Origin of the sequence: Mycobacterium sp. AZCC_0083 (assembly GCF_014202335.1) — a bacterium.
GTDB lineage: Bacteria > Actinomycetota > Actinomycetes > Mycobacteriales > Mycobacteriaceae > Mycobacterium.
Genome location: NZ_JACHGP010000009.1, coordinates 188,772 through 200,578, shown reverse-complemented (window position 1 = coordinate 200,578; position 11,807 = coordinate 188,772). Strand labels below are relative to the sequence as shown.

The window sequence follows — 11,807 nt, the reverse complement described above, 5'->3', positions numbered from 1 at the left end:
GGGTGCCATGGCATTCGGTGATTATCAGCTCGAGATCTACCTGCAGGGCCTGTCCGGCATCTTGCCGTCGCTGCCGATGTCGTTCACGGACCTCGAGGCCAAGGCGGAGGCGGCGATGTCGCCGTCGCTGTGGTCCTACGTCGCGGGCGGCGCGGGCGACGAGCGCACCCAGCGCGTCAACGTCACCGCGTTCGAGCGTTGGGGTCTGATGCCGCGAATGTTCGTCGGCGCCAAGGAACGCGACGTGTCCGTCGAGTTGTTCGGGCTGACGCTTCCCTCGCCGGTGTTCATGGCGCCGATCGGTGTCATGGGGCTGTGCGCCCAGGACGGTCACGGCGACCTGGCCGCGGCGCGGGCCGCCGCGCGCACCGGCGTGCCGATGGTGGTGTCGACGCTGACCGAAGACCCACTCGAGCAGGTCGCCGCCGAGTTCGGTGACACCCCCGGCTTCTTTCAGCTGTACACCCCGACGGATCGTGACCTGGCCGCGAGTCTGGTGCAGCGTGCGGAGGCGGCCGGGTACAAGGGCATCGTCGTCACCCTCGACACCTGGGTTCCCGGCTGGCGACCGCGTGACCTGACGACGTCGAACTTTCCGCAGTTGCGTGGCAAGTGTCTGTCCAACTACACCAGCGACCCCGTCTTCCGCGCCTCGCTAGCGCAGACACCCGAGGAGAATCCGCAGGCCGCGATCTTGAAGTGGATCTCGGTGTTCGGCAATTCGCTGTCCTGGGATGACCTGCCGTGGCTGCGATCGCTGACCAAGCTGCCGCTGCTGGTGAAGGGCATCCAACATCCCGACGACGCCCGCCGCGCCATCGACGGCGGCGTGGATGGGATCTACTGCTCGAACCACGGCGGCAGGCAGGCCAACGGCGGCCTGCCCGCGATCGACTGCCTGCCTGGCGTCGTCGAGGCCGCCGACGGGGTTCCGGTGTTGTTCGACTCCGGCATCCGCAGCGGCGCGGACATCGTCAAGGCCCTCGCCTTCGGCGCGACGGCCGTCGGCATCGGCAGGCCGTACGCATACGGCATGGCCCTTGGTGGCGCCGACGGCGTCGTTCACGTGCTGCGGTCACTGCTCGCCGAGGCCGATCTGATCATGGGCATCGACGGGTACAAGACGCTGGCGGACCTGACGCCCGACACGCTGCGACGCGTCGGTTGGTGATTCCCCGTCGGTGGCCTCCCACCTTCGGTAACTTCGGGTCGTGGCCGATCGGTTGAACCGCCAGATCCTGTTGCGCCGCCGCCCGACTGGGCTCGTCGGCCCCGATGACACCGAGCTGGTCAGCGTCCCGGCGCCCGAGCTCGCCGACGGCGAGGCGTTGCTCCGCACAACCTACGTCGGGATGGACGCCGCCGCGCGGACGTGGCTCGACGGGCAGCCCGGCTACCTGCCACCGGTGGAGCTCGGCGACGTGATCCGGGCGGCCGGTATCGGCGAGGTCGTCGAATCGCGGTGCGACGCCTATGCCGTCGGCGACGTCGTCACCACGCTGACGGGCTTCCAGGACTACTCGGTCATTCGCGACGACGTGTTCAGCACGCCCGTCATCGGGTTGACCGACCAACTGGCGGTGATGTCGATCTATGGCCCAACCGGAGCCACCGCGTACTTCGGCATGACCGGCGTCGGCAAGCCCAAGGCAGGGGAGACGGTGGTGGTGTCTGCCGCCGCGGGCGCGACGGGCTCGGTGGCTGGCCAGATCGCGAGGATTGCGGGTGCCCGCGTGGTCGGCATCGCCGGCGGTCCGGAGAAGTGCCGGGCAGTGGTCGAGGACTTCGGGTTCGACGCGTGCATCGATTACAAGGAAGCGGACCTCGCGGCGGCGCTGAAGCAACACTGCCCGAAGGGTGTCGACGTCTACTTCGACAACGTCGGCGGCCCCATCCTCGACGCGGTACTCGGCCGGCTGGCCGCCAAGGCCAGGGTGGTGCTGTGCGGCGTCATCTCCAGCTACCTCACGGGCGAGCACCCGGGACCGGTCAACTACGTGAACCTGCTGGCCAGGACCGCATCGATGCAGGGGTTCAACGCACTCGATGAGTGGGGCCGTTTCGACGAGGCCTTCAACGCGCTGCGCGGGTGGGAGCAGGAAGGTCTGCTCGCGCACCGCGCGACGGTCTTCAAGGGCCTCGAGTCCTGCGTCGACGGGCTTAACGGACTCTTCACCGGAGCCAACATCGGCAAGATGCTCGTCGAAGTCAGCCCGCCCAGCCCGCAGCCCGCCTGATCCGAGGCCGGGCGTGTCAGGCTGCGGGTGGGTGGTCTTCATCCCGGTCTTCTGGCGGCCGCTCTTCGGGCGGACACAGGAGTTCGTTGGGGTGGTGGTGGTGGTTGATCCGGTCTTGGCCGGTGTCGAGCAGCGGTGGTGGGATCCATTCGATGCGGCCGTCGCTGCGAATTTGGGTGGTCCACCCGTTTTCTTTGACGAGGCGGTTGTCGGGGCCACACGCCAGGCCGAGGTCGGTGATGTTGGTTTGTCCGCCTTTTCCGAAGTCTTGGGCGGCGTGATGAGCCTGGGAGTGATCGAAGGGTGCGGTGCAGCCGGGCCTGGTGCAGCCGCGATCCCGGTTGAACAACACGAGCCGTTGCCCGGGACTGGCGATGCGCTTGGTGCGGCCCAGGTAGAGCGGTTCGCGGGTGTGCTTGTCGTAGATCACCAGATAGTGATGGGCATGCGATGCCATCCGGATCAGATCACTGATGGGGAGCAGTGATCCGCTGCCGGTGACCGCGACACCGGCGGCGGCGTGCAGGTCTTGCAGGGTGGTCGAGACCACCACGGTGACGGGTAGTCCGTTGTGTTGGCCGAGTTCCCCCGACGACAGGGTGTTGCGGCAGATGGCGGTGAGGGCGTCGTGTTGGCGTTGGGGCAGGGTGCGGTCATCGGCGGCGATGGTGTCTTCGTCGGGTCGACCGTTCACACAGGGTGTTTCGTCGGCTGGGTTGCACATTCCCGGCGCGGCGAGTTTGGCGAACAGGGCTTGGATGTAGGCGGCGGCTTCGGGGTCGAGCCTGCCGCTGAACGGGATCATGCCATCTTCGTCTTGTGGGCCGAGGCGCACTTCGCGGCGGCGGGCGCGGTGTTCGTCGTCGGGGAGGTCGCCGTCTTGGTTGAACAGGTAGATCAGGAGTTTGGCGGCTTCGCGCAGGGTTTCGGGGCTGTTGGTGGCGGCGGCGCGCGCCAGGTCGTGGTCGATCTCTGCGCGGGCGGCGGTGTCGAGGTATTTCGCGGCCTTTTTGAGGCACTTGCGGATGATGGCGACGTGTTCGGTGTTGATGTCGCCGCGGGCTTGGGCGGCGGCGGTCTCGGGCAACCGAGGTGGCAGGGGCGCTCCGGTGAGTGCGGTGCGGGGGCCGAGGTCCTCGGCTTCCTTGACCCGTCGGGTGGCCTCGGTGCCGCTGATCCGCAGGCGGATGGCGAGCACGTCGGACCAGCTCTTCGCCCCGATCGCCGTGGGGGTGGTCAGGGTTTGGGCGTGGGCGAGCAGGTGGTGTTCGGTGGCGGGCATACGCCGGCGCAAGCGTTCGAGGCGCGATAGACAGCCCAAGGTGTCCTTGATGTCGAGGGTGTCGTAGGTCAGGGCGGCGATGGTGTCGTAGGCGGCGTCGAGCGCGTCGTACGCTGCGCTGATCGATGCCGCATCCGGGGCCATACTCGAACACTAGTTCGAACCACCGACAAATTTTCCCGATTGTGACACCAGAAACCAAAGTGACACAAGAGGTTACGGGCTAGTGCGCCTGTGGATGAATTCTGCAGTGGTGGACGGATTCTGGTATTGCAGTCACTCTCGCGTCCGACACACGCCTCCACCTCACGCGCCCAGCCATCGAACTCTGCGACGGTAGGGCCATGGGTCCAATGCTCGAGGCGGTACTCGAAGAGTTCGACGAGTACCTCGCGCTGCAACGCGGCCGTTCCGACCACACCCGCCGCGCCTATCTCGGTGACCTCCGGTCGTTGTTCGGGTTCCTGGACGAGCGCGAGCCTGACGTCACGCTGACCCAACTGACACTGCCCGTGCTGCGGTCGTGGCTGGCGGCACAGGCCGGCGCAGGCGCCGCGCGAACGACGTTGGCGCGCCGCACCTCGGCGGTCAGGACGTTCACGGCGTGGGCGTCGCGATCGGGGTTGATGGACAACGACCCAGCCACCCGGCTGCAGGTCCCGAAGGCACGTCGTACCCTGCCCTCCGTGCTGCGTCAGGACCAGGCGCTCGACGCCATGAGCGCAGCCGAATTGGGTGCACAGCAAGGGGATCCGCTCGCGTTGCGAGATCGACTGATCGTGGAGATGCTCTACGCCACGGGGATACGCGTGAGCGAGTTGTGCGGCCTCGACCTCGACGACGTCGACATGTCGCGGCGGCTTCTGAGAGTGCTCGGCAAGGGCAACAAGCAGCGCACGGTGCCGTTCGGTGAACCCGCGCTGCGTGCGCTCAAGTCCTGGGTGGCCGACGGCAGACCCGCCCTCGCGATCGAGACGTCGGGGCCGGCGCTGCTGTTGGGCTCGCGCGGCAAGCGGATCGATCCGCGGCAGGCCCGCACCGTCGTGCATCAGACGATGGCCGCCGTCGACGGGGCACCCGACATCGGCCCACACGGCTTGCGGCACAGCGCGGCCACGCATCTGCTCGAAGGCGGTGCCGACCTGCGGGTGGTGCAGGAACTGCTTGGCCACTCGACGCTGGCGACCACGCAGCTCTACACCCACGTCACCGTCGCCCGGTTGCGGGCCGTGCACGATCAGGCCCATCCGCGCGCGTGATCACCGAAGCAAGGCAATGACTTTCGCGATATCGGGCATGGCCGACGGCCTGCCGATCCAGTCGTCGAATACCGTCCAATAGCTCACCCCGAACCGCTGCTGACGCTCGATCAGCGCCTCGGCCATCTGTTCGTGCGTGCCGATCAAGACGAACGGCGAATCCATCACCAACTCGGGCGAGGTGCCCCCGAGCGTGGCGGCCAGCTCGGTGGCGGCCGCCTCTCGGTCGTCGGCATGGACGACGAACTGGATGAGCGCGTTCAGCTCGATGGCGTCGAATCGGTCTCCCGCGGCGTCACGCACCACGGCGATCCGATCGTCCAAGCCCGTGGCGCCGAAGTGCGTCAAACGAACTTCGGTTGCGCCGTGGTTGTGCGCGAACCCGGTGAACCCGGCGATGTCGGCCACCTGGCCTGCCAACCGCAAGAGCCGAGTCCCGTTGCCGCCCAACAGTAGTGGCACGCGGACAGCGGGTGCGGCGACGAGTTCCCCGGCCTCGGCGCGAACACAATAGTGGGCGCCATCGACGTCGACGGGCTCGCCCGCGAGCAGCGCCCGAATCACATTCACCGACTCGATCAACCGGTCGACACGGGTTGCGCCGGAGTCGAACCGCAGCCCGGCGGCGTCGTACTCGGACTTCATGTGCCCCGCACCGAGACCCAACTCGAACCGTCCACCAGTGACTGCCGCAAGGGTCGCGCTCTCGCGTGCCACTTCGACAGGATGCCGCAGATCGTTGTTCAGTACCAGCGTTCCGGTGTGCAGGCGGGTAGTCGCCATAGCGGCGGCCGTCGCGCCCGCGAACGGCGACAGCGTCGGCACGAGATGGTCGGGGAACGTCAGCACGTCGAAACCGGTCTGCTCGACGGAGACCGCGAAGTCGCGGAACTCGGCCCCGCGGGGGAGCGCGGTGGTCAGGCCGAACCGGAGGGCGCGGGTGCGATGGCTTTCGGCGGAAGCAGTCACGTCTCCCGACGCTAGGCGCGCGTTCGGAGAGGCGCGAGTGTGCTCGTTCGGAGCGAAATCAGCGGCGTGTCGCCCGCAAACTGGGGTACCCCGCTTGCGGGGAGCACGCTCGCGCTAGGGATGAAGGGGCTTGAGCCGGACTGGCGTCGTCACCACCAGACCCAGCGGGTCGACGTAGTCCGCGCGCGACGCCGCACCCCACATCGCGCCCCAGTGCAGGCACGTGCCGCAGCCGGGATGGCCGGCGACCAGCTCGCCGAGCACCGAACCTGCGCTGACGAGCTGGCCTGCCCGAACCACCGCCTCCACGGGCTCGTAGCTGGTGCGAAGGCCCCCGGGATGGGCGATCGACACCACCGGCCGGTCCACCAGCTTGCCCGCGAACACCACGGTGCCCGCGGCGGCCGCGTACACCGTCTGACCAGGCATGCCTGCCAAATCAACCCCGCGATGTCCGCGGTTCCAGTTCGGCGACGGCGCGTCGAAGACTTGAAGAACAGCAGGTCGTGGGCGCAACGGCCAGTCCAGCCGACCGTTCTCAGCGGTTGCCGGGGCCGCCGCCAACAGGCCGACGGTCAGTAGGATGGCCAGTAGTCTCATCGGCCCAGTTCAGCGCGTCGCGGCGTCCTCTGGAAGGCACGAACGGCACATCTGTGCATGACGGAGCCACTGTGCATGAGCGATGGCAAAAGCATGCATGTCAACGGTGTAAACTCAATCCCGCAACTTGCGCTTGCGAGTTGACTTCGCGCGCCTGTGCGCAGCCCCGTAGTTCCAGGGTTGCACTCGCATGCCGGGCGGTCCCGTCTCACGACGGGTCCGGCATCGCAACAGACGCTAGGGCCAGGCATCACCCGATGCCGGGCGACAACCGACAACAAGAGGACCAAGCCGAACATGGCTGTCGTAACAATGAAGCAGCTGCTTGACAGCGGCACCCACTTCGGGCATCAGACCCGTCGCTGGAATCCCAAGATGAAGCGGTTCATCTTCACCGACCGCAACGGCATCTACATCATCGACCTGCAGCAGACGCTGACGTACATCGACAAGGCGTACGAATTCGTCAAGGAGACCGTCGCGCACGGCGGCTCGGTGATGTTCGTCGGCACCAAGAAGCAGGCGCAGGAATCCGTCGCCGATGAGGCGACCCGCGTCGGCATGCCGTACGTGAACCAGCGCTGGTTGGGTGGCATGCTCACCAACTTCTCTACCGTGCACAAGCGCCTCCAGCGCCTCAAGGAGCTCGAGGCCATGGAGCAGACCGGTGGCTTCGAGGGTCGCACCAAGAAGGAAATCTTGATGCTGACCCGCGAGAAGAACAAGCTCGAGCGCAGCCTCGGCGGTATCCGGGACATGCAGAAGGTGCCGTCGGCGATCTGGATCGTCGACACGAACAAGGAGCACCTTGCGGTCTCCGAGGCGCGCAAGCTGGGTATCCCCGTCATCGCGATCCTCGACACCAACTGCGACCCCGATCTCGTCGATTACCCGATCCCGGGCAACGACGACGCGATTCGTTCGGCCGCTCTGCTGACCAAGGTGATCGCCTCCGCGGTCGCCGAGGGCCTACAGGCTCGTTCGGGCGCGGGCAGCGACAAGCCCGAGGTCGAAGGCGCCGAGCCGCTGCCCGAGTGGGAGCAGGAACTGCTCGCCAGTGCGACGGCCCCCGGCACCCCGGCGGCCGACGCCGAAACCCCGACCGAGACAACCACGGAAGGCTGAGATGCCGAACTACACCGCTGCCGACGTCAAGAAGCTTCGCGACTTGACCGGCGCCGGAATGCTGGACTCGAAGAACGCATTGGTTGATGCCGACGGCGACTTCGACAAGGCCGTCGAACTGCTCCGGATCAAGGGCGCCAAGGACATCGGCAAGCGCGCCGAGCGTGCGACCGCCGAAGGTCTGGTCGTGGCCAAGGACGGCGCGCTGGTCGAGCTCAACTCCGAGACCGACTTCGTCGCGAAGAACGCCGAGTTCCAGGCGCTCGCCGACCTGGTCGTTACCGCCGCGGCAGCGGCCAAGGCGACCGACGTCGACGCGCTGAAGGCAGCCAAGGCGGGTGACAGCACGGTCGAGCAGGCCGTCGCGGACATGTCGGCCAAGATCGGCGAGAAGCTCGAACTGCGTCGCGTTGCGTACTTCGACGGCAACGTCGAGACGTACCTGCACAAGCGGGCGGCCGACCTGCCGCCAGCGGTTGGCGTGCTGGTCGAGTACACGGGTGATGGCAAGGAGGCCGCTCACGCGGTGGCCCTGCAGATCGCCGCGCTGAAGGCCAAGTACCTGACGCGTGATGAGGTGCCCGCGGAGCTCGTCGCCGACGAGCGCCGCATCGCCGAGGAGACCGCCCGCAACGAGGGCAAGCCCGAGCAGGCCCTTCCGAAGATCATCGAGGGTCGACTCACCGGCTTCTACAAGGACGTCGTGCTGCTGGACCAGCCGTCGGTGTCCGACAACAAGAAGTCCGTCAAGGCGCTGCTCGACGAGGCCGGCGTAACCGTCACGCGGTTCGTCCGGTTCGAGGTCGGTCAGGCCTAGCGCTCATCGAACTTGAGTGGCATACCCCGCCGCTCAATTGGAACCCCGCGCCACTACCGGTGATCCCGGTTGGCGCGGGTTTCTGTTTGTAGCTACCGCTCCCTGACTGCGTACGTCAGGTGGGTCACCCGCTGGGTCGGTTCCGCGCGGACCGGCTCCAGGGCCACGCGGCCCGCGTCCACGCCCTCGAACAGGCGGATTCCGGAGCCGAAGAGCACGGGTGAGAGCGCGGTCGAGAACTCATCGATCAGGCCGGCATTCACGTACTCCAGGATCGTCGCGCCGCCGCCCGCGATGCGGACGTCCCGGTCGCCGGCGGCCTCGCGGGCCAGGTCGAGCGCGGTCTCGATGCCATCGTTGACGAAGTGGAACGTGGTCCCACCCGGCCGCTCCCAGGGGTCACGCTTCTCGTGCGTCACGACGAAGACCGGCGTGTGGAACGGCGCCTCCTCGGGCCACGCCCGTTCGCCGGCGTCGAACATGCGCTTGCCCATCACGCTCGCGCCGGTGCGCAGATGCGTCTCCCGCACGATGTCGTTGTCGAGCCCTTCCTCGCCGCCGTCGCCGAGCTTCAGGTTCTCCCGGAAGAACCGCTGCGGGAATACCCACTGCTGCAGCTCCATCCACTGCTGTCCCATCAATTCCTCCGCGGACTCGGGCGCGATGAACCCGTCCAGCGACATCGACACGCTGAAGAACACCTTTCCGGCCATCAGTCCTGCACTCCCTTCCGAACGATCTCTCCGACGTAGGCAGCAAGGTTGCTCAGGGTCTGTTGGCCGCCTTCGATCGCGTGGTACTTCTCGACCGCCTCGTCGCGCAGCTCCTTCGTGCGGAACACAGTGCGCATCTCGATCCGGGTCGCCGCGTCGTCGGGCGCGAACGTCAGGACCGACTCGAAGGCGTTCGGGTCACCCCGGAACTCACCGTGCAGCAGCACGATCCGGTCCGGCGGGGCGATCTCGGTCCAGCAGATCCACTCCTGGTAGTCCGTCCCGTCCGGTCCGTGCATCACGAAGTCCCACTCCCCGCCGACGCGGAACTCGAACGCCCGCGTGGTGGTGCTGAACCCCTCCGGTCCCCACCATTGCGACAGGTGCCGGACTTCGGTGAACGCCTCGAACACCAGCTCCCGTGGGGCACTGATGACCCGGCAGATCACGATCTCGCGGTCGGCCACCGCTGACTGCGCGTCCCGTCCTGTCGCTGCCATCTCCTCACTCCTCCTGTTTTGTCTGCTTGAGGTCCTGCACGTACGCGTCCAACCGGTCGAAGCTCTCGTTCCAGAACCGCTCGAACCCGCCTGTCCACTCGTGGATCGATCGCAGCTCGCGGGCGTCAAGGCCGTACAGGCGCTGCTTGCCTGCCTTGCGGTCCCGCACCAGCCCGACTTCCCGGAGCACCCGCAGGTGTTTGGACGCCCCCGGCTGGGTCATCCCCAACTCCTGGGCCAACTCGGTCACCGGCCGCTCACCCGTCCGCAGCAGCACCAGGATCTCCCGGCGCTGCGGCTCGGCGATCGCGTTGAAGACGTCCGACGTCGTCGCTGCTCGAGCCATGAGCGCCATCATATTCCTATATGGGTATGCGTCAAGGTTGAGGAATCAGGCGGGTCTTGGCGCCAGCGCTATTAGACACGTGTATTACCGTTTGGGGCATGACGTTGGTTTCCGCGTTCGACGACGACGCGCTTGGCGACTTGGACGCCGTCGGGGTGGTCGAGGCCTACAAATCCGGCACGGTGTCCCGCACCGAGGTGATCGAGGCGGCCATCGCCCGCACCGAGAAGGCGAACCCCGAGTTGAACGGCCTTGCGTACGAGGCGTTCGATCGGGCCCGCACCCGTGCTCGCGCCGCAACCGCCTACGGCGGTTACTTCGACGGCGTGCCGACGTTCATCAAGGACAACGTCGCCGTGGCGGGCATGCCGACCATGGAGGGTGCCGACGCGTGGCAACCACGACCCGAGGCCGCCGACGGTGACTTCGCCCGCGCCTACTTGGCGACCGGCGTGATCCCGCTTGGCAAGACGCAGCTGTCGGAGTTCGGCTTCAGCGCCTCGGCCGAACATCCGCGGCTCGGGCCGGTCTGCAATCCCTGGAACACCGACCACACGGCGGGGGCGTCGTCGTCGGGTTCCGGCGCGTTCGTGGCTGCCGGGGTGGTTCCGATCGCCCACGCCAACGACGGCGGTGGCTCGATCCGAATCCCAGCTTCCTGCAACGGATTGGTCGGACTCAAGCCGTCGCGGGGCCGGCTGCCCCTTGACGAGAACGTGCGCCAGATGCCGATCCGCATCGTCGCCAACGGCGTGGTCACCCGGTCGGTCAGGGACACTGCGGCGTTCTATCGCGAGACCGAAAAGGTCTGGCACAACACCAAACTCGCGCCGATCGGCGACATCACCGGACCGGGGCGGGATCGGCTGCGCATCGGCGTGTTCACCAAGTCCATCAAGCGTGAGTGCAGCCCAGAAGTCAAGGACGCGACGTTGGCCGCGGCCGCGCTGCTCGACCGGATGGGCCACCGCGTCGAGCATCTCGGCGCGCCGCCGGTGCCGCAATCCTTCATCGACGACTTCCTTCTGTACTGGGCGTTGCTGTCATTCGCATTGGTGCGCGGAGGTACGAAGACCTTCGGGGAATCCTTCGACCGCACCCGGCTGGACAACCTGACGCTGGGCTTGGCGAAGTTCGCAGGAGGCAACCTGCACCACTTGCCTGCGGCGATCGCGCGCTTGGCGACCCTGCGCAGGCGAATGCTGCGGCAGCTGAGGGACTTTGACGTCCTGCTCACGCCAACGCTGGCCGCGGAGCCACCCCGCATTGGTCATCTCGATCCCACCGCCGACTACGACCAGATCATCGACCGACTGGTGGACTGGGTGGCGTTCACACCGCTGCAGAACGTCACCGGCGAACCGGCGATCTCACTGCCCCTGGCGCAGTCCGCGAGCGGGCTGCCGATCGGCATGATGTTCAGCGCGCAGCTGGGCCACGAGGCCACGCTGCTGCAGCTCGCCTACGAGCTCGAAGAGGCCAGCCCGTTCCGGGGCATCCAGTCAGCTCTGCACGAGGGGTAGGAAGAGCTCGTCGACGATCGACCGGATGCGATCTGCTGGACAACCCGCCCGAACGGCTCGACATCCCCTACGAGGGCACGACGATGCCGGGCTGGTTCTTCGCCGCCCGCGGTGACGGTCCGAAGCCGACGCTCGTAGTGGCCACCGGCGCCGACGGCGCGCTGAGCTACCTGTGGCCATCTCGTTCCGGCCCGACTGGGAGCACGCCATCGGTCCGGTCGTCGACGCGGTGCTGCGCCGTCAGGACGTCGTCCCTCGGCCAGCCGATGGCAAGGGCGCTCGCCGCCCAACGGTTCTTGGACTTCCTCGACGACCACGTCGGTTGAGCGGTTCGGTGTATGCGGATGCGAATTTGGCAACGACGACGACTACTGCTGCGAGAGTTCGCACTTGGGCGTCGGTCGGGTCGTTTCGGCCGCCGAACCGAATTTGGACG

The 11,807-nt window shown here is 67.1% G+C and carries 13 protein-coding genes; 7 read left to right on the top strand and 6 right to left on the bottom strand.

Annotated features, from left to right (window positions below; genetic code table 11):
- Nucleotides 1-7: 7 nt before the first annotated feature.
- Both HNP02_RS23115 and HNP02_RS23110 read left to right on the top strand, forming a co-directional pair.
- Nucleotides 8-1,171: a lactate 2-monooxygenase gene (locus HNP02_RS23115; protein WP_184442811.1), complete on the top strand. Its 1,164-nt coding sequence runs from the start codon at nt 8-10 to the stop codon at nt 1,169-1,171.
- 40 nt (nt 1,172-1,211) lie between these two features.
- The gene (locus tag HNP02_RS23110) at nt 1,212-2,237 is read left to right on the top strand and encodes an NADP-dependent oxidoreductase (protein WP_184442810.1); all 1,026 of its coding nucleotides are present in this window, start codon (nt 1,212-1,214) and stop codon (nt 2,235-2,237) included.
- A 16-nt stretch (nt 2,238-2,253) separates the two neighbouring features.
- Here HNP02_RS23110 and HNP02_RS23105 read toward each other — a convergent pair whose 3' ends face one another.
- Nucleotides 2,254-3,663, bottom strand: coding sequence for an HNH endonuclease signature motif containing protein (locus HNP02_RS23105; protein WP_184442809.1), 1,410 nt, complete (start codon nt 3,661-3,663; stop codon nt 2,254-2,256).
- A gap of 209 nt (nt 3,664-3,872) precedes the next feature.
- Between HNP02_RS23105 and HNP02_RS23100 the strand changes: the two genes are divergently transcribed.
- Complete coding sequence (locus HNP02_RS23100) at nt 3,873-4,778, top strand: tyrosine recombinase XerC (protein ID WP_184442998.1); 906 nt, start codon at nt 3,873-3,875, stop codon at nt 4,776-4,778.
- Here HNP02_RS23100 and HNP02_RS23095 read toward each other — a convergent pair whose 3' ends face one another.
- On the bottom strand, nt 4,779-5,747 hold the full coding sequence (locus HNP02_RS23095) for a TIGR03621 family F420-dependent LLM class oxidoreductase (RefSeq protein WP_184442808.1): 969 nt from the start codon (nt 5,745-5,747) through the stop codon (nt 4,779-4,781).
- Nucleotides 5,748-5,861: 114 nt separating this feature from the next.
- Nucleotides 5,862-6,347 carry a M23 family metallopeptidase gene (locus HNP02_RS23090; RefSeq protein WP_184442807.1) on the bottom strand — a complete coding sequence of 162 codons (486 nt, stop codon included), beginning with the start codon at nt 6,345-6,347 and terminating at the stop codon, nt 5,862-5,864.
- A 297-nt stretch (nt 6,348-6,644) separates the two neighbouring features.
- On the opposite strand from HNP02_RS23090, the gene rpsB reads away from it, so the two are divergent.
- On the top strand, nt 6,645-7,472 hold the full coding sequence (rpsB, locus tag HNP02_RS23085; RefSeq protein WP_184442806.1) for a 30S ribosomal protein S2: 828 nt from the start codon (nt 6,645-6,647) through the stop codon (nt 7,470-7,472).
- Nucleotide 7,473: 1 nt separating this feature from the next.
- The gene (gene tsf, locus HNP02_RS23080; RefSeq protein WP_184442805.1) at nt 7,474-8,289 is read left to right on the top strand and encodes a translation elongation factor Ts; all 816 of its coding nucleotides are present in this window, start codon (nt 7,474-7,476) and stop codon (nt 8,287-8,289) included.
- A 92-nt stretch (nt 8,290-8,381) separates the two neighbouring features.
- Here tsf and HNP02_RS23075 read toward each other — a convergent pair whose 3' ends face one another.
- Genes HNP02_RS23075 through HNP02_RS23065 form a run of 3 tightly spaced genes read right to left on the bottom strand, consistent with a single transcriptional unit; the run spans nt 8,382 to nt 9,848 of the window.
- Entirely contained in the window at nt 8,382-9,002 is a 621-nt protein-coding gene (locus HNP02_RS23075; RefSeq protein WP_184442804.1) for a dihydrofolate reductase family protein, read from the bottom strand.
- Nucleotides 9,002-9,502 (bottom strand): SRPBCC family protein, encoded by a 501-nt coding sequence (locus HNP02_RS23070; RefSeq protein WP_184442803.1) that lies wholly within the window; start codon nt 9,500-9,502, stop codon nt 9,002-9,004. The genes HNP02_RS23075 and HNP02_RS23070 overlap by 1 nt, the downstream gene beginning before the upstream one ends.
- 4 nt (nt 9,503-9,506) lie before the next feature.
- Nucleotides 9,507-9,848 (bottom strand): metalloregulator ArsR/SmtB family transcription factor, encoded by a 342-nt coding sequence (locus tag HNP02_RS23065; protein ID WP_184442802.1) that lies wholly within the window; start codon nt 9,846-9,848, stop codon nt 9,507-9,509.
- Nucleotides 9,849-9,946: 98 nt separating this feature from the next.
- Here HNP02_RS23065 and HNP02_RS23060 point away from each other — a divergent pair, with 98 nt between their 5' ends.
- On the top strand, nt 9,947-11,371 hold the full coding sequence (locus HNP02_RS23060; protein WP_184442801.1) for an amidase: 1,425 nt from the start codon (nt 9,947-9,949) through the stop codon (nt 11,369-11,371).
- 83 nt (nt 11,372-11,454) lie between these two features.
- The gene (locus HNP02_RS23055; RefSeq protein WP_184442800.1) at nt 11,455-11,697 is read left to right on the top strand and encodes a hypothetical protein; all 243 of its coding nucleotides are present in this window, start codon (nt 11,455-11,457) and stop codon (nt 11,695-11,697) included.
- Nucleotides 11,698-11,807 lie beyond the last annotated feature (110 nt).